Source organism: Ruminococcus sp. AM26-12LB, from assembly GCF_003480785.1.
GTDB lineage: Bacteria > Bacillota > Clostridia > Lachnospirales > Lachnospiraceae > Blautia_A > Blautia_A fusiformis.
In genome coordinates, this window is record NZ_QUJX01000008.1 from 118406 (window position 1) to 136824 (window position 18419).

Consider the following 18419-nt stretch of genomic DNA (forward strand, 5'->3'; position numbering starts at 1 on the left):
TAAAGAATGCTCTATATTACTAGAAAACAACTACTTGTTCATTATATAGCACATAGCTGACTTTCGCAATCGTTTTTGACTAATATATGCTGAATATTGGCACAAATTTTATCAATTATGACAGTTTATTTGTTTTTTCTGCCGGAATCAGAGGTAACGAATCTCTACGTGCATTTCGCCCTTTCCATCTGTCTCCATTACTGCATAGCTTGGACGGCGTCCCCGTTGTCTGGGATAAGCCAGACTTCCGGGATTTACCAGAAGCACACCTGCTTCCTTTTCAACAACCGGTACGTGGATATGTCCGAAAAAAGCTGCATTGCATCCCCTTGAGCGGGCAGCTTCTGCCAGCTGATCAAAGGCCATGGATACACCGTAGTAATGACCGTGAGTTACCAGGATCTTATTTCCCTCGACCTCGATCACATCTTCTCTCGGAAGATCCGAGAAAAAATCATTATTTCCGGACACAATACTGCAGGGACATTCTGCAAGGGCTTCGATATAAAATTCTCTGCCTTCCACATCTCCACAATGTACCAGCATGTCAAAAGGAGCCTCCCGATTTATCGCGATCTCCAGGTTTTCATCTCTTCCGTGAGTATCGCTTACGATCAGCACCTTCATACAAGCTCTTCCTTTATAAGGCAAAGAGCTTTTCCACGATGGCTGATCCTGTTCTTTTCTTCCATGGAAAGCTCTGCGGAAGTACAGCCATATTCCGGAAGATAAAAGATCGGGTCATAGCCAAAGCCATTCTCCCCTTTTTCCTCGTAGCCGATGCGGCCTTCCATGGCAGCACGGACTGTCTTTCTTCTGCCATCCGGGAAAACTGCCGCAATAGCACATACAAAACGTGCAGTACGTTTCTCATCGGGTACACCTTCCAGACGCTGGATCAGGTTTGCGTTTTTAATATGATAAGAAGTATCCTCACCCATATAGCGTGCGGAATAGATTCCCGGCTCTTTGTTCAGATAGTCGATCTCCAGACCGGAATCATCTGCCAGAACGATCTCGCCGGTCATTTTACTGATTGCTTCTGCCTTGATCATGGCATTTTCTTCAAAGCTTTTTCCATTTTCATCAATATCCGCATGGATCCCGGCATCCTTCAGGGAAAGGATCTCCAGAGAAGGATCCGCAAGTATCCTTCGGATCTCCTTCATTTTATCCTCATTTCCGGTAGCAAAAATGATCTTTTTCATTCTTTAATACTTCCTTTCTTCGGCGGACGTGGTCCAAGAAACTGGTAATAGTAGGTTTTCATCATTCCGTTATAGATCTTACGGTTTTTATCTGCCTTTCGGCCGATATCATTCTCTGCCTTGTCATAGGCAGTGATCAGATACATGGACCAGCGATCCAGCCCCTTATAGCTTTCACCGATCTCACGGTACAGTGCAGGGAGATTGGATTTTTCTTCGATCCGCTCACCATATGGCGGATTTGTCACGATAAAACCAAAGGGTTTGGAATGGCGGAGTTCACTGACCGGGCGCTGCTGGAAATGGATCAGTCTGTCCACTCCTGCCATTTTTGCGTTGGCGCGTGCTGCCTTGATGGCAGCTGCATCGATATCAAAGCCCTGGATATCGGTTTCAATATCAAGATTTACACGTTCTCTGGCTTCTTCTCTTGCATCCTCCCAGCATTCCTTCGGGATCAGATGCTCCCAGCTCTCGGCCAGAAAATGACGGTTCAGTCCCGGCGCCATATCCGCTGCCATCATTGCCGCCTCAATGGGAAAGGTTCCGCTTCCGCAGAACGGATCGACAAGAATACGGTCCTTTTTCCAGGGAGTGAGCATCAAAAGAGCGCTGGCAAGAGTCTCGGTGATAGGTGCCTTGACAGTCATCTGGCGATACCCTCTCTTATGGAGGGATACTCCTGAAGTGTCGATTCCGATCAGAGCTACGTCTTTCATAAAGGCCACACGGATAGGAAATTCCGGACCATCTTCCGGAAACCAGGAAATCCCGTAGATGCCTTTGAGACGCTCTACAATGGCTTTTTTCATAATGGACTGGATATCAGATGGACTGAAAAGCTTACTTTTGATGGAGTTTGCCTTGGCTACCCAGAATTTACCGTTTTTCGGTATGTAATTCTCCCATGGGAGGGCCTTGGTCTTTTCAAAAAGCTCATCAAAAGTCTCGGCCTTTACTTCGCCTACTTTCAGAAGCACACGTTCTGTGGTACGAAGGAACAGATTGGCGTCTGCCACACCCTGGGCATCAGCCTCAAAGGTTACTCTTCCGTCTTCCACCCTGGTCACTTCATAGCCAAGATCCAGTATTTCACGCTTCAGCACCGCCTCTGTTCCAAAATGACAGGGCGCCGTTAATTCCCACAGATTCATAAAGTGATCTCCCGTACTGTATTTCCTTCAAAATCTTTAATGGTAAAAATTCCGTTCTCAAGGATTGCATAGGTCGGCGGGTTACCTTCCTTTGGAATGGATACGGAACCTGGGTTCAGAAGGATATAATTCCCCATATTTTCTGCCTTCAGCACATGTGTATGACCGTGGATCAGAATGTCTCCGTCCATCATCGGCGGAAGATTATCCTTATTATAGATATGACCATGTGTGGCGTACATCGTTTTTCCTTCGATGGCAAGGATACAGTAATCTGCCATAACCGGGAAGTCCAGGACCATCTGATCCACCTCTGCCTCACAGTTTCCGCGTACTGCATAGATCTGATTTTTTCTCTCATTTAAAAGGCGGATGACTTCCTTTGGTGCGTATTCCTTCGGAAGGTCATTTCTTGGTCCGTGATAAAGCAGATCTCCCAGAAGCACCAGTCTCTCCGCCTTCTCCGCGTCATATGCTTCCAGCATTTTCCGGCAGTAATATGCCGAACCATGTACATCGGATGCAAACATATATTTCATAATCTTTTCTCCTTGTAATTTGTGTTGGTTTTTATCTCTGTTCTTTACATTATCATGATTTACTTTAAAATACAAGATTTGTTGTTTTATCCGCGCACAAGATTTCTCCCTCTGTAGGCGGCAAATCCACCGATCACGGATCTGGTACGGCAGCCCTGTCTTGCCAAGCTTCGGGCAGCCTGCATGCTGGCACCACCGCGATCGCAGTAAAGTATCAGCAGTTTATCTTTGGGAAAACGGTATTTCTGATCCTGTTTTTTTTCAAGATATTCCTCCAGCTCTCTGTATGGAATATTTGCCGCGTTCCGGACATGTCCCCTTCTGTATGCGGCAGGATCCCGGAGATCTATGATAACAGCGTCACTGCGCTCCACATAATAATCCAGCATTTTTGCAGAGATAGTTTCAATCTGAAACATGGAAAAAATCTCCTCTTTTTGGTATATTATATGGAAGCTTCCGGGTGAATGTTCCCTTATATGTATTTAAGCGGGAAAAGCCATCTCTGACTTTTCCCGCTTTTCTTATCCTTTAATATCTGTCAGAGCCTCTGTCCTTCTCAGAATCATATTCATCGGAAATTTTGTTTCCGTAGCTGCTTTTGGAACTGTTTCTGGAAGAATTTCCCGCACTGTTCTTAGAGCTGTTTTTTCCGCAGTTTCTGGAAGCACTTTCCCCGTGATTTTTTCCTGCATAATTAGACTCATTTCTGTCTGTTTCGTAATTTTTCGCCATTTGAATTACCTCCTGATGAAGTTGATTTTACGGCTTTCCGAAGCTTTCTGCCGCTTTTTATTACAGGAAATAGTATCCCAAAAAGTTTGGAGATTATTCGCCAAAATCATATTGCTTTTTTTTCCAGTTTATATTATAATCATTCTTGTAAAAAGAATTTACCCTTCAAAAATTTTTTTTACATAACCCCTTATTTAATTATTTATACTCCCCTCGAAACACCCGGTAGCTCCCCTACCGGGTGTTTCTCTATACAAAAAACAAGCCACCGGATGACGATCACAGTCGCTCCGGCAGCTTGTTTTTTTATACGTTGATCGGATTTACATGCACCATACAGTGCTTTACATCTTTGAATTTATTCTCGATCGTATGATGTACATTTTCCGCAATATCATGTGCATCAAAAAGGGAAATACTTCCATCTGCTGCGATCTCGATATCCACATACATCTTGGATCCGAAAAGACGGGTTTTAAGAAGGTCTACTCTTCTGACGCCCGGTACCTTGAGGATCTCTCTCTTCATGGATTCCTCAGTTTTTGCATCACAGGAATGATCTACCATCTTGTCAATGGCATCCCTGAAAATGTCGATCGATGCCTTGGCGATCATAACGCAGATCACGATACTGGCGATCGGATCCAGGATCGGGTATCCCAGTCTTGCTCCTAAAATACCGACAAACGCTCCGATAGAGGAAAGTGCATCTGAACGATGGTGCCATGCATCTGCCATCAGGGCTCCCGAATTGATCTTCTTTGCAGCACCTCTTGTATACCAGAACATCCACTCTTTTACCACAATGGATACCACTGCTGCAATCAGTGCAAGTGTTCCCGGAATGGCAATGGTTCCGCCGGATGTGCTTTTTACAATATCACGGGCACCGGTAATTCCGATCCCGAGACCAGTGACAAGCAACATTCCTGCAAGGACAATGGAAGAAACACACTCCATTCTTTCATGTCCGTACTGGTGCTCTTTGTCTGATTTCTTTGTAGAAAGACGGACACCGATGATTACGATGAAGGTGCTTCCCACATCTGATGCAGAATGAATGGCATCCGAGATCATCGCTCCTGAATGTGCCACAATACCGGCAACCAGTTTAAATACGGATAATAAAAGATTTACCAGGATACTGATCCCGGATACCTTCATTGCTGTCTGCTGTTCCCATGAAGCTGTTTTTTCTGTATCATGTATAATTGTTTTGTTTTCTGTGTGTTCCATAAACAGGACCTCCTTTTAAATATATGATCAGGTTCTTCTTATGGCACAACATTTTCCGTGAAAAAACCGGCGGTTCCCTCACTACTCGCTGCAGTGCGATTTTCCGCCGGTGTTCTTTCTTTTCTGTATAAGGATATCCCAGCTTCTACCTTCTGTTCCATCCATATTTTGCAGTAAAAAAGACATACCTGCGAAACATACACTGTCCCGCAGATATGTCTGAAAGCAAAGTCACATTCTGCTTCACCTCATATTCCGTGAATGCAGGTTCTTTGCAATTACGTTTAAATCCATATCCGCTGCCGCTTCCTGCGGCCCGGCCCCATGCCTTCGGATAAATATTTTCGATTCCGAAAAGCATCGCCTGCTCAGTTTGTACTGTTGATCTCGCATCCTGTTCGAATGTAATGCAGTGCAAAGAGAATTTTTGCAGTCTTACGGGTCTCCCGCTTAACTTCTCAGAAAGGATACACCATATGCCCTTTGTTAGTCAAGCCAAAGTTTTTTATTTTACAGGTAGATATCTTCAACTTTCTGTTTATTCCATGTCTGGAAACATGCTTCGCACTGCACAGTTCTATATCAAATAATAGATCCTCAGTTGTTTGTCCAAAAACCGGGAGCGGATAAATCCGCTCCCGGTTAAGTCTACGATCTGTATTCAGTTGGAATGACTGATTATGCCTGCGGGCCGGCTGCAACGAGTGCTTTACCAGCTGCATTTCCTTCATATTTAGCAAAGTTCTTAACAAATCTTGCAGCAAGATCTTTAGCCTTTGTCTCCCACTCTGCAGCATCTGCATATGTGTCACGTGGGTCAAGGATTGCAGGATCTACACCCGGAAGCTCTGTCGGAACCTCGAAGTTGAAGAATGGGATCTTCTTTGTCGGAGCTTTAAGGATAGATCCGTCAAGGATAGCATCGATGATACCACGAGTATCTTTGATGGAGATACGTTTTCCAGTTCCATTCCATCCTGTGTTAACGAGGTATGCTTTCGCACCGCTCTTCTCCATTCTCTTAACGAGCTCCTCAGCATATTTTGTCGGATGAAGCTCAAGGAATGCCTGTCCGAAGCATGCGGAGAATGTAGGAGTAGGCTCTGTGATTCCACGCTCTGTACCAGCAAGTTTAGCTGTGAATCCGGAAAGGAAGTAGTACTGTGTCTGCTCCGGTGTCAGGATAGATACTGGAGGAAGTACGCCGAATGCATCTGCGGACAGGAAGATAACCTCTTTCGCTGCCGGTGCAGAAGATACAGGGCGAACAATGTTCTCGATGTGGTTGATCGGGTAAGAAACACGTGTGTTCTCTGTTACGCTCTTGTCAGCGAAGTCGATCTTGCCCTCAGCATCAAGTGTTACGTTCTCAAGAAGAGCGTTTCTCTTGATCGCATTGTAGATGTCCGGCTCAGACTCTTTGTCAAGGTTGATAACCTTAGCGTAGCATCCACCCTCGAAGTTGAATACTCCGTTGTCATCCCAGCCATGCTCGTCATCACCGATCAGAAGACGCTTAGGATCTGTGGAAAGTGTTGTCTTACCTGTTCCGGAAAGACCGAAGAAGATTGCTGTGTTCTCTCCGTTAAGGTCTGTGTTTGCAGAGCAGTGCATGGAAGCGATGCCCTTCAGCGGCAGATAGTAGTTCATCATGGAGAACATACCTTTCTTCATCTCTCCGCCGTACCATGTATTAACGATAACCTGCTCACGGCTTGTAATGTTGAACATTACAGCTGTCTCAGAGTTCAGTCCTAATTCTTTGTAGTTCTCAACTTTAGCCTTGGATGCGTTGTAAACAACGAAATCCGGCTCAAAGTTCTCAAGCTCCTCAGCTGTCGGCTGAATGAACATGTTTGTTACGAAGTGTGCCTGCCATGCAACCTCAACGATGAAACGGATAGCCATACGTGTGTCTTTGTTAGCTCCGCAGAATGCATCTACTACGAAAAGTTTCTTGTTGGAAAGCTCCTTCTTGGCAAGATCTTTAACTGCATTCCATGCTTCCTGAGTTGCCGGATGGTTATCGTTCTTGTACTCATCGGATGTCCACCAAACTGTGTCCTTGGAGTTCTCATCCATAACGATATATTTGTCTTTAGGAGAACGTCCTGTGTAGATACCTGTCATTACATTGACAGCACCAAGCTCACTGACCTGACCCTTCTCAAATCCTTCAAGCTCCGGTTTGGTCTCTTCCTCAAATAATGTCTCGTAGGAAGGATTGTACACGATCTCAGTTGTTCCGGTAATACCATACTTTGTTAAATCGATTTTTGCCATCTTAACATTTACCTCTCTTCTTTAATAGTAATTATGATAGCCACCTACTGCTGCAGGTTTTTGTCATCCTGCCATAGGAATTGGTCATTCCAACATCCCTATCCACAATTATACATAAATTGTACGTAAAAGCAACCAAAAAAATTCATTTTCCGCAAAAAAATGATAAATCTTTAACAGTGACGTTTTGGTACTGTCAGATTTTACTCCATCTATACTTGACTTTTTCAGAATAATGGCTACAATATATCTGATTATAGTTATTATATATATTTATAATAGTAACTATATGATTTTAATATATAGAAAGAAGTGATTTCTGTGTCAGATATTCCGGTTAAACGTAATCATATGAAAATCCCCTGGCACAACTACGTAAGCGCCAGGAACAGCCAGCCCATCACCGAGGCTTCTCTTTCCGAAAAAGCTTCCCTGATCGGCCGTACAGGCATGATGCTTCTCTCCTGTGGGACCGGTGCCTGGCGGGTACGGAGTTCCATGAATACATTGTCAGAAGCACTTGGTATCACCTGTTCCGCAGATATCGGACTGATGTCCATAAGCTACACCTGCTTTGACGGTGAGAGCAGTTTTTCCCATACACTTAGTCTGACTACCACCGGCGTAAATACTTCCAGACTGAACAGGCTGGAACATTTTGTCAGTGATTTTCCTGCGGAGGGTATCCATATGAGCGGTGAAGCACTGCACAGTCAGTTAGATGAGATCGAGCGGATCCACGGGCTTTATTCCCCTGCAGCCCTGGGACTGGCTTCTGCACTGGCCTGTGGTGCATTTACTTTTCTTCTGGGCGGTGGCCCGCTGGAAATGATCCTGGCTTTTGCAGGCGCAGGCATCGGAAACGCCATCCGCTGCAAGCTTGGCAAGCATCATTTTACTCTGTTTATGTGCATTGCAGTTTCTGTTTTCTCAGCCTGTCTTGTATATGCAGGCTTCCTGAAGCTGGCAGAGCTTCTGTTCCACATTTCCGTCCAGCATGAGGCCGGATACATCTGTTCCATGCTGTTTATCATTCCGGGCTTTCCGTTTATCACAAGCGGGATCGACCTTGCCAAGCTGGATATGCGTTCCGGTCTGGAACGACTGGCCTACGCCATTATTGTTGTAATGGTGGCTGCTGTCTCTGCCTGGCTGATGGCACTGCTTCTTCATCTGAAGCCTGTGGATTTCCTGCCTCTGGAGCTTTCGGCAGCTCAGAGGATCCTGTTCCGGCTTCTGGCAAGCTTCTGCGGGGTATTCGGCTTTTCGGTCATGTTCAACAGCCCTGTCCGTCTAGCCGCAGCTGCCGCCTTCATCGGCGCACTGTCCAACACTTTGCGTCTGGAGCTTGTTGATCTTGCCGGTTTCCCACCTGCTGCCGCGGCTTTTTTCGGAGCACTGACAGCCGGACTTCTGGCCTCCCTCATCAAAACCAAAGTGGGATATCCCAGGATTTCCATTACCGTACCATCCATTGTGATCATGGTTCCCGGACTTTATCTCTACCGGGCAATCTACAATCTGGGGATCATGTCCCTGAATGTTTCCGCCTCCTGGTTTGCAGCTGCGATCCTGATCATCGTTGCTCTTCCCCTGGGCCTTATTTTCGCCAGGATCCTTACGGACAAAATGTTCCGCTACTGCACCTGATGGGCATACAAAAAGGACTGCTTTCTGTAGCTTCCGGTCATCAACTATCCTTCTGATAACCGGAGCAATACAAAAGCAGTCCTTTTTTGTACATTCTATTTCATTACGATCTCATCCGCGATCCCGATCATTTTTTCCAGGCGGTCCGCAAATTTATGGATGGGGAGAAAAACGCCCAGTCCGTCATAACGTTTTCCACCATCCTCCACAGAATCCTGCCCATAATACACAAAAGCTCTTGGAAGCTTCTTCTGAATTGCCATCATGATATCCCATACAGCCGCATAGGCCTGTGCCTCCGTTTCTTTTTCCCTTACGCTGTCCGGAAGCTCATACACCAGCAGCACACCGATATGTTCGCCCATTTTGTACTCTTCTACTTCCATGGTAGCTTCATCATAGGCATGTCGCTTCCGGTAGCCATACGCCAGATACATCTTTACACCAGGTTTCTCCCTGTATATCCTGCGAAATCGGTCGTAATCCCTGTCACTTACATGGATTCCCTTTTCCCGCAGAAAATTTCCTTTTTCATCTGTGAGAAATACCGGATTCTCCTGTCCATCTGCATTGAACCTGAACGGTGCCAGAAAAGAATTTCGCAGAAGATCAAACATACTGTTCTGGCAGATCGCCATAAGGAGAGCAGTCAAATCACGGTTTTTATATGCGTCCAGCAATGCATAGGCGAATTTTTCCGGAGGAAGATATCCGCATTCTATGTCTGTATCCGCATCCATGGATTCATAGAAGGTCTCCGTCAGCCGTCTGCACGCCTCCGGATCCTTCAGGATCTTTTCAAATAAAAGCTCCGCCTTTTCCTCTCTTGGGAATAATGTGCTGTTTTCCACAATTCCTCACCCTTTCTAATCTCTATGTTTACTGGAAAACATCAGAATAAAGCTGATCAGAAGCAAAACATCCGATACCCAGATTGCCGGGATCCCCAGCCTCATGGACAGATTTCCTCCGCCACCGGCTCCAATGGCAAAAAAGAAAATTATTCCGAAATAATAAAGAGCCTGCTTCAACTGTTCCGGACGTTTTTCACGACAATACACGGACAACGCCGCCGTGCCGCTTCGTAAATTTCCGATGCACATGGTGCTTGCATAGGAATAACCGCCCACCTTCCGGAAGGTCTGTACCTGCATGGCGCAGGAAAAGGATACCAGTACGGTTGCTAGCATATCCAATTCTCCCGGCATAAATCCCACCGCAAAAAGGATCAGGATCTCGATCAGCAGGATCATCTGCCTCCAGTGAAGTTTTTTTGCATATTTAAAGGTACTCTGGATCCGCTCCGCCGCTACAACACCAATGGCAAAGGCTAAAACAGGGAACAGGTACCTTAAGCCCTCTCCCCACTGTCCTGTCATAAAATTTTGGCTCATCAGAACCACGTTGCCTGTCTGGGCGTTGGAAAACACCTCATCTCTTGTAAAGTATGTGTAGGCATCCTGAAATCCGCCGGACATTGCCAGAAATACACTTGTGATAAAAGCTTCTGACATCTGCCGGTCTGCGCTCTGCAGCTTTCTGCCTCCTGAAACCACTCTAAATCACTCCTGTCATTGATTTTTTTCCTCGGGTGTATTATAGTTTGCTCAGAAGCAAATGTAAAAAGTATTATTAATATCGTAAACATATTAAAATCATATCACAGGATGGAGACAATACATGATCACTTACGACTACTACCGGATCTTTTATTATGTAGCCCAGTATAAGAGCTTTACCAAGGCAGCAAGAGCTCTTCACAACAATCAGCCAAATATCACCCGCTGTATGAACAACCTGGAGCAGGAGCTGAAATGTACGCTCTTTCTCCGCTCCAACAAGGGAATCGCACTTACACCGGAAGGCCGCCAGCTTTATGAACACGTTGCCCTGGCTTTTGAGCAGCTGTCCATCGGCGAGGAGGAGATCCGCCAGAACGGAGAGCTGGAGCATGGTCTGGTTTCCATCGGCGCCAGCGAAAATGCCCTGCGTCTGATCCTTCTGGAAAAGCTGGAGCTGTTCCGCGAGCAATATCCCCATGTTCGCCTGCGCCTCTTTAACCATTCTACTCCTCAGGCAGTACAGGCACTGAAAAATTATGCGGTGGATTTCGCTATTGTCACCACTCCGATCTCCATCCGCAAACCTTTACAGAAAAAAAGTCTCCTGCGTTACCGGGAGATCCTTGTATGCGGAAGCAAATATAAGGATCTGACCACTGCCCCTATCAGCATCCATGAGCTTCAGGATCTGCCCTTTGTAGGTCTTGCGGAAGGGACCAGCACCAGAGAAATGTATATGAATTACTTTATGGAAAACCGTGTTTCTTTTCATCCTGACATCGAGGCAGCAACTACAGACCAGGTCCTTCCCATGATCGTCCACAATCTGGGAATCGGCTTTTACCCCGAGCCCCTTGCCCGGGAAGTGATCAATGACGGGAAGATTTTTGCCCTTCAGCTTAAGGAGCCGCTCCCTCAGAGAGAGGTCTGCTTAGTCACAAACAGCAGTACTGCCATGAGTACTGCTGTCAAAAAAGCTATTGAATTTATTGTGTAAATCCCTGAGGCGAATCAGCCATTTATATTTATTGCTCCACTGTCCGCTCAATATGCATGGCAAGATAACCGATCTCGATAGGGTCCAGCTTTTTCCCAAGGCTTTTGCCCAGACTCTCGCAGACATCCTCTGCGATTCTGTAGGATTCCGGATATTTTTCTTCTATATATTCATTCATATCCAGCTTCAGCGTCTCCCCTGTGGAGACACGAGCTACCATATATTTGATATGGTTCATCATACGGTTGTAGGACAGGGAGATCACATCGATCTTTCTTCCTGTGGCCATCTCGATCATGGCGATACATTCCCGCACCGTTCTTGCTGTCTGCATGGCAACAGACACATTCTCATCTCCAAGTGCTGAGTGAATATGAAGTGCCACATATCCCACCTCATGCTCGTCGATCTCAATATCCATCCGCTCCTTCAGGATCTTCTTCAATACCTCCGCCACCTTGAATTCGCTGTAAAAAAGCACCTTGATATCATCCGTCAGGGGATTGCTGATCTGCTCATGATTCCGGATACGTCCCACTGCAAAGGAAATATGATCAGCAAGGGAAAACAGGATCCTTCTGTCTATGGTATCCCCAAAGGTCTTCTCAGCTTCTCTCAATATCTCATCTGCGATCTCCAGAAATTCCGGTGCTACGCTCTTTGCCAGTTCTTTTGCTGAGCCACGTTCTGTCTCCTGAGCCAGCCTGTAAAGGGTACAGTCTGCCGGAGCCTCAAAACGCTGGCTGACCTTCTTTCCAAATCCCACACCTTTTCCCAGAAGCACATATTCCTGGTTTTCTTCCATATCTATGGCAATGATGCCGTTATTGTTCAATACCTTGCTCACTCTGTACATCTTTTTCCCCACCATTTTTATATATCCTGCTGCTTTTCCACATTCCACCACTGTCTGCCCCGGATTTTCAGTCGGCATTTTTGTCTGCAGCTGTTGATTTTCTTTATCGTAACAGAATCTTTCTTTTGTGTAAAGCCCTTCTGACAGACAGTTGTTTTCTTTGCCACAGGAAAAGCGCGCCCGGGCATTAGGCGCGCTTTTCACAAAACCAATCATCTATATTATTGCTGAAAAATTTCTTATTCTTCCACAGTCTCTACTGCGAACAGCGGCTCTCCTGCCTTGATCTCTCCATTGGCAAGAAGGCGTACTCTCTGATTATCCTCGATCTCTGTGCAAAGGATCGGAGAACATAAGGACGGAGCGTTTTCTGTAAGATATGGGATGTCAATCTTCATCAACGGCTCGCCTTTTTTTACATGCTGTCCCTGCTCTACCAGGATCTCGAAACCTTTACCTTCCAGCTTTACAGTGTCAATTCCGATATGGAGAAGCATTGGAAGATCTGTATCTGTCTGGAATCCGATAGCATGCTTTGTGTCAAAAATAAACTCTACCTCGCCGTCTTCCGGAGCACAGATCACCGGATCCTTCGGTGTGACTACCGCACCCTCTCCCATCATTCCTTCTGCGAAGCCTTCATCCGGCGCTGTGGAAAGGTCTGCTGCGATACCGGTTACCGGGCTGTAGACGATAGCTGTTCTGAGGACCTTTTTCTCCGGCTGCGTGTTGGCTTCGGATGTCGGAGCTGTGTTCTGAACAGCCTCACCTGTACTTTCTGCTATGCGCTCTGTATCAAACTGAGCCTGATTTTCCGCATTGTCTGTTTCTGTCTCATTTGCACCTTCAAAATATTCATTCGGCGCTGTCTCCAGATAATCCTCCAGCTTGGATTTGATCACAGTTACCTGCGGACCGTAGATGATCTGGACACCCTGGCCTTTTTTCACGATTCCTCTGGAACCTGTTGTTTTCAGAATATCGTCGTTGACTCTTGCTGCATCATGGACGGTGATACGGAGTCTTGTTGCACAGCAGTCCACATCACTGATGTTTTTCTTTCCTCCAAGGCCGGCTGTGATGGCTTCGCTTACCGGGTCTGCGGATGTGCTTCCTGCTGCTTCACCGCCTTTTCCGGCTTCTTTTCTTGCGTTTACATCTGCTTTTGTATAAAGCTTTGTTTCTGTGTCGTCATCCTCACGTCCCGGAGTCTTGAAGTTGAACTTTTTGATCAGGAAGGTGAAGATCACATAGTAGAGAATAAAGTAAATGATACCAACCGGGATAATCCTAAGCCAGCTTGTCTTTGCATTTCCCTGAAGGATTCCGAACAGGAACAGATCAAGGAAACCGCCGGAGAAGGTAAGTCCTACTGCAATGTTCAGCATATGTGCGATCATATAAGCCGCGCCTGCAAGAACAACCTGTACCGCAAACAATGCAGGAGCTACAAACAGGAAGGAAAACTCCAGTGGCTCTGTGATTCCTGTAAGCATACATGCAAGGGCTGCTGAAAGAAGAAGTCCGCCTGCTGCTTTTTTCTTCTCAGGCTTTGCACAGCGGTACATGGCAAGAGCCGCTCCCGGAAGACCGAAAATCATGAAAATGAACTCTCCGGAAAAATATCTTGTTGCATCAGCACTGAAATGCGCTACATTTGCGGAATCTGCAAGCTGGGCGAAAAAGATGTTCTGTCCGCCCTGTACCATCTGGCCTGCAACCTCCATAGTCCCGCCAACGGCTGTCTGCCAGAATGGCATATAAAATACGTGATGAAGTCCGAAGGGGATCAGCGCACGTTTGACAATACCGAAGATCAGAGTTCCGATATAGCCGCTGCCTGTTACAAGACCGCCCAGAGCATAAATACCGTTCTGGACTGCCGGCCATACGAAATACATCAGGATTCCCACAAACATATATACAATGGTGGAAATGATGGGCACAAATCTGGAACCACCGAAGAAGGAAAGTGCGTTTGGAAGCACGATCTTATGAAAACGGTTGTGCAAAGCTGCAACACCAAGGCCGACGATGATACCGCCAAACACACCCATCTGTAAGGACTGAATGCCGCAGACAGAGGTTACAGTACCTTCCAGAACGCTTTTTGCGATCTGTCCGTCTGCTGTGATCTTACCATTTACTACCAGCATACCATTGATGGCTACATTCATAACGAAGTAAGCGATCAGTGCAGAAAGAGCTGCTACCTCTTTCTCTTTTTTTGCCATACCGATGGCCACACCTACTGCAAAGATCAGCGGCAGGTTATCAAATACCGCGCTTCCGACTTTGTTCATAATGATCAGGAGTGCATGTAAAATCGTTCCGTCTCCCAAAAGCTTCTGAAGTCCGTAGGTTGCAATGGTTGTTTCATTTGTGAAGGAACTGCCGAATCCAAGAAGCAGGCCTGCCACAGGAAGGATTGCTATGGGAAGCATAAAGGAACGTCCCACTCGCTGCAAAACTCCGAAAATCTTGTCTTTCATGTTCTCTCTCCTTTTCTTTCGACGTTTTGGAGCGGGAGTCTTTTAAGTGGGCAACAAAAAAAGACACCAACCCCCATAAACGTCAAATAAAAATAATAACATTTATGACTGGTTAATGCCTGCTTATCAGTTACACACCAAATCTGAAATACACTATACGGGTTTTGTTCTTCTGTGTCAAGGAGTAATTTGATTTTTTCCAAAAAAGATATCTCCTCATATCACTATCCGCTCCATTGCCAACAATCCCTCGCGGAATATTTCCTGTGAACAGCGGCCGTATAGTTTCTATTCTCAGAAAGTATGCAGAAACGAAACAGACTGGAAATTCACTTATCTTGACTTTATTCTTACTTATGATAAGATGAACATAGAATGTCCGGAAGCAATGTTTTTTGCTCAGACAACACTATACATTTCATAAAAACGGAGGTACTTTTTCCGATGAATACCATCAAGAAATTCATCCACTATTACGGCCCGTACAAAGCGGTCTTTTTTATTGACCTGATCTGTGCAGCCGTTATCAGTCTGGTAGATCTTGCTTATCCCCAGATTCTTCGTACCATGACAAAAACTCTCTTTACACAGGATAAGGATATTATTCTTCATGCCCTCCCTGTGATCGCAGCTTCTCTTTTTGTTATGTACATTGTGCAGAGTCTCTGCAAATATTATGTAACCTATCAGGGACATATGATGGGTGCAAAGATGGAACGTGATATGCGCCGGGAGCTTTTTGACCATTACCAGGAGCTGTCTTTTTCCTATTACAGCAGGAATAATTCCGGTCAGATGATGAGCAAGCTGGTCAGTGACCTTTTTGATATTTCCGAGTTTGCACATCATGGTCCTGAGAATCTTTTTATCTCTCTGGTAAAGATCGTCGGTGCTTTTATCTTCCTGGTCTTTATCAACAAGAAGCTTGCACTGCCGCTGATCCTCCTGGTGATCGTAATGTTTGTGTTTTCCTTCCGCCAGAATGCAAAAATGCAGGAAACCTTCATGGAAAACCGTCGTAAGATCGGAGATGTAAATGCCAGTCTTCAGGATACGCTTTCCGGAATCCGCGTGGTGCAGTCCTTCGCAAACGAGGACATCGAACGTGCCAAATTTAAGAAAAGCAATGAAGCGTTCCTTGTTTCCAAAAGAGATAATTATCACTGCATGGGAAGCTTCATGAGTTCCAATCTTTTCTTCCAGGGCATGATGTACCTGGTAACTCTTGTTTACGGCGGCTATCTGATCGCTCAGGGTGAAATGCAGACTGCAGATCTTGCCATGTATGCCCTGTATATCGGAATCTTTATCAGCCCCATCCAGATCCTGGTGGAACTTGTGGAAATGATGCAGAAGGGTCTTTCCGGTTTCCGCCGTTTCCTGGATGTGATGGAAACAGAATCCGAGATCAGGGATGCAGACAACGCTGCGGAGCTTACGGACGTGAAAGGACATGTGCGTTACGACCATGTTTCTTTTCATTACAGCGATGATGAAACTCCTGTGCTTTCCGATATCTCTATTGATATCCCGGCTGGAAAATCCATTGCCCTGGTGGGACCTTCCGGAAGCGGAAAAACCACGATCTGCTCTCTCCTGCCCAGATTTTATGATGTGACCGGCGGTTCCATTACTGTAGACGGAAAGGATATCCGCGGGCTGACTCTTAAGAGCCTTCGAAGCCAGATCGGTATGGTACAGCAGGATGTCTATCTTTTTGATGGAACCATCAAGGATAATATTGCCTACGGAAAGCCCGGAGCTTCCGATGAAGAGATCATCAAAGCCGCCAAATGTGCGAGTATCCATGACTTTATCATGGAGCTTCCGGATAAATACGACACTTATGTCGGAGAACGTGGCACACGCCTTTCCGGCGGACAGAAGCAGCGGATTTCCATTGCACGTGTATTCCTTAAGAATCCTCCGATCCTGATCCTGGATGAGGCCACCAGCGCTCTGGATAACGAAAGCGAACGTTGGATCCAGAAGAGTCTGGAGGAGCTTTCAAAAAATCGTACTACCATTACGATCGCGCACCGGCTTTCTACGATCCGTGATGCGGATGAGATCATTGTGATCACAGAGGAGGGTATCGCCGAAAGAGGCACTCATGCTGAACTGCTTGAGAAGAATGGATTGTATGCTGCATATTACAATATGTAGAAAGATACGAGGGAGGCGCTTCGCTGTCCCACTGAGATTTTTATAGGGCAAAATAAAAGGCTGCTGTATACCTTATCAATAGTGATATAGATATATAGCAGTCTTTTTATTTGTCAATTACTATCTTTTCAAAAAATTCAATCAAAGATTACAGCAGATAAACCGGAAGCTCGTCTTTAATTCCTACTGGCTGGTTGTTGTCCGGCTCATCTTTCTTTGGGGTGAGGAATTTGGCCTGGAGTTCGTCGGCGTTTCCTCCGCTGATCACGTTCTGGGCTACAGTTCCTGTTGTTTCTGCTGCAGCTGTTTTCTTTGCTGCGGTTTTACGTGCTGTTGTTTTTCTGGTAGTGGTTTTCTTTGCTGTTGTTTTTGTTGCGGCTGCTTTCTTTGCTGTGGTCTTCTTTGCAGGAGCTTTGGCTGCTGTTTTCTTTGCTGTAGTTTTTTCTGCCGCTTTTTCAGCTGTTTCAGCTTTTACCTCTGACGGCTTCTCTGCTGCTTTAACCTCAGCCTCTTTTACCTCTGTTTTTGTTTCTGTTTTGGATGCTTTTTCTGCATTTACTGCTCTTGCGATGCTTGCTTTACCTACTGACACGATTCATTACCTCCTCTGCCAATGCTATGTACTCTTTTGCGCTGCGGCTGCTTTTTTTGAACTCCACAACTGGTTCACTGCTGTCCTGGGACCATTCGATGGAGCTGTCTACACGGATAAAAGATTCGAAAAGATAGATTCCTTCCATTTCTTTCAGTGTTTCCATAGTCTGTTTGAAATAATTCTTTCTGGCATCTGCCTTGGTTACTACGATTCCCAAAACCTTTAAATCCGGAGCGATCTCCCTGACTTCATTGAGGAAATCAAACATATTTGCAAGACCAAACATACCCCACGGACTTGCCTCTACCGGAACAAGAACATAATCGGATGCACATAAAATATTCATCACCCAGCCGCCAAGAGTAGGCGGTGCATCAATGAGAATGTAATCGTACACTCCGGAATCTTTAACCTTCTGCAGACATTTCCGCAGGATAAACTCTCTCTGCCATTTTGTAAAAAGCTCATATTCCACGGAGCTCATCAGCGTAGACGACGGAACCAGATCCAGATTCTCATACTTCGTATGCACGATAAAATCGCTGAGATCCGACTGATGACCGATAGCATAGTAGAGATTCTTTTCCCCTGCTGCCATCTCAAGCACTTCTTCCTCCGAAAAAAAAGAAAGGGAAAGATTCAGCTGCATATCACCGTCTACCATCAGTACCTTCTTACCCATGCCGGCCAGTGCCGCTCCCACATTGGAACAGCTGGTGGACTTTCCGCTGCCGCCCTTATTATTTGCAAAACAGATCGTTACTGTATTTCCCATTACAGCCTCCCGACAACATAATTTCGTATTTTCTGTCACTTGCCCTTATTATAATATAACGTTCTCCTAAAAACAAGCACATCCCCCATAAAACCACGAAAACCGACAAAATAACCTCACATAAAACAACAGTATATACACCCAAAAACAGCAGGTTCCGGATCACTCCGA

Annotated in this window: 17 protein-coding genes and 1 riboswitch; of the genes, 3 read left to right on the plus strand and 14 right to left on the minus strand. The window is 45.8% G+C overall.

What is annotated here, in order from left to right:
- Positions 1-147: 147 nt before the first annotated feature.
- From DW694_RS07710 to pckA, 8 genes are all read right to left on the minus strand, one after another.
- Complete coding sequence (locus tag DW694_RS07710; protein WP_021650292.1) at positions 148-627, minus strand: metallophosphoesterase; 480 nt, start codon at positions 625-627, stop codon at positions 148-150.
- On the minus strand, positions 624-1208 hold the full coding sequence (locus DW694_RS07715) for an XTP/dITP diphosphatase (RefSeq protein ID WP_015526017.1): 585 nt from the start codon (positions 1206-1208) through the stop codon (positions 624-626). The genes DW694_RS07710 and DW694_RS07715 overlap by 4 nt, the downstream gene beginning before the upstream one ends.
- On the minus strand, positions 1205-2362 hold the full coding sequence (locus DW694_RS07720) for a class I SAM-dependent RNA methyltransferase (protein ID WP_021650290.1): 1158 nt from the start codon (positions 2360-2362) through the stop codon (positions 1205-1207). The genes DW694_RS07715 and DW694_RS07720 overlap by 4 nt, the downstream gene beginning before the upstream one ends.
- Positions 2359-2901 (minus strand): phosphodiesterase, encoded by a 543-nt coding sequence (gene yfcE, locus DW694_RS07725; RefSeq protein ID WP_118752800.1) that lies wholly within the window; start codon positions 2899-2901, stop codon positions 2359-2361. Before yfcE ends, DW694_RS07720 begins: the two co-directional genes overlap by 4 nt.
- Before the next feature lie 86 nt (positions 2902-2987).
- Complete coding sequence (locus DW694_RS07730) at positions 2988-3320, minus strand: rhodanese-like domain-containing protein (protein ID WP_118513209.1); 333 nt, start codon at positions 3318-3320, stop codon at positions 2988-2990.
- Between the two features lie 112 nt (positions 3321-3432).
- Positions 3433-3636: a hypothetical protein gene (locus DW694_RS07735; RefSeq protein WP_118752801.1), complete on the minus strand. Its 204-nt coding sequence runs from the start codon at positions 3634-3636 to the stop codon at positions 3433-3435.
- 306 nt (positions 3637-3942) lie between these two features.
- The gene (locus DW694_RS07740; RefSeq protein ID WP_118752802.1) at positions 3943-4872 is read right to left on the minus strand and encodes a cation diffusion facilitator family transporter; all 930 of its coding nucleotides are present in this window, start codon (positions 4870-4872) and stop codon (positions 3943-3945) included.
- A gap of 200 nt (positions 4873-5072) precedes the next feature.
- Positions 5073-5254: riboswitch (NiCo riboswitch) on the minus strand.
- 296 nt (positions 5255-5550) lie between these two features.
- A complete protein-coding gene (gene pckA, locus DW694_RS07750) occupies positions 5551-7155 on the minus strand; it encodes a phosphoenolpyruvate carboxykinase (ATP) (RefSeq protein WP_015526024.1) in 1605 nt (534 codons plus the stop codon).
- A 351-nt stretch (positions 7156-7506) separates the two neighbouring features.
- On the opposite strand from pckA, the gene DW694_RS07755 reads away from it, so the two are divergent.
- The gene (locus DW694_RS07755; protein ID WP_182465487.1) at positions 7507-8805 is read left to right on the plus strand and encodes a threonine/serine exporter family protein; all 1299 of its coding nucleotides are present in this window, start codon (positions 7507-7509) and stop codon (positions 8803-8805) included.
- A 95-nt stretch (positions 8806-8900) separates the two neighbouring features.
- On the opposite strand, the gene DW694_RS07760 is transcribed toward DW694_RS07755, so the two are convergent.
- Positions 8901-9656 (minus strand): DUF4866 domain-containing protein, encoded by a 756-nt coding sequence (locus DW694_RS07760; protein ID WP_021650449.1) that lies wholly within the window; start codon positions 9654-9656, stop codon positions 8901-8903.
- Positions 9657-9671: 15 nt separating this feature from the next.
- Positions 9672-10361, minus strand: a complete 690-nt coding sequence (locus tag DW694_RS07765; RefSeq protein ID WP_330575424.1) for a YoaK family protein — start codon at positions 10359-10361, stop codon at positions 9672-9674.
- Between the two features lie 124 nt (positions 10362-10485).
- On the opposite strand from DW694_RS07765, the gene DW694_RS07770 reads away from it, so the two are divergent.
- A complete protein-coding gene (locus tag DW694_RS07770) occupies positions 10486-11364 on the plus strand; it encodes a LysR family transcriptional regulator (protein ID WP_015526026.1) in 879 nt (292 codons plus the stop codon).
- Between the two features lie 28 nt (positions 11365-11392).
- Here the strand turns inward: DW694_RS07770 and DW694_RS07775 are convergent, their stop codons facing one another.
- Together DW694_RS07775 and DW694_RS07780 are read right to left on the minus strand one after the other, a co-directional pair.
- Positions 11393-12436, minus strand: a complete 1044-nt coding sequence (locus DW694_RS07775) for a PRD domain-containing protein (protein WP_353615806.1) — start codon at positions 12434-12436, stop codon at positions 11393-11395.
- 23 nt (positions 12437-12459) lie between these two features.
- Positions 12460-14712 (minus strand): PTS transporter subunit IIABC, encoded by a 2253-nt coding sequence (locus DW694_RS07780; protein ID WP_118752805.1) that lies wholly within the window; start codon positions 14710-14712, stop codon positions 12460-12462.
- A 444-nt stretch (positions 14713-15156) separates the two neighbouring features.
- On the opposite strand from DW694_RS07780, the gene DW694_RS07790 reads away from it, so the two are divergent.
- Positions 15157-16878: an ABC transporter ATP-binding protein gene (locus DW694_RS07790; protein WP_118368624.1), complete on the plus strand. Its 1722-nt coding sequence runs from the start codon at positions 15157-15159 to the stop codon at positions 16876-16878.
- Positions 16879-17026: 148 nt separating this feature from the next.
- On the opposite strand, the gene DW694_RS16870 is transcribed toward DW694_RS07790, so the two are convergent.
- On the minus strand, positions 17027-17470 hold the full coding sequence (locus DW694_RS16870; RefSeq protein ID WP_021650455.1) for a hypothetical protein: 444 nt from the start codon (positions 17468-17470) through the stop codon (positions 17027-17029).
- A complete protein-coding gene (locus tag DW694_RS07800) occupies positions 17457-18248 on the minus strand; it encodes an AAA family ATPase (RefSeq protein WP_015526030.1) in 792 nt (263 codons plus the stop codon). Before DW694_RS07800 ends, DW694_RS16870 begins: the two co-directional genes overlap by 14 nt.
- Between the last annotated feature and the right edge of the window lie 171 nt (positions 18249-18419).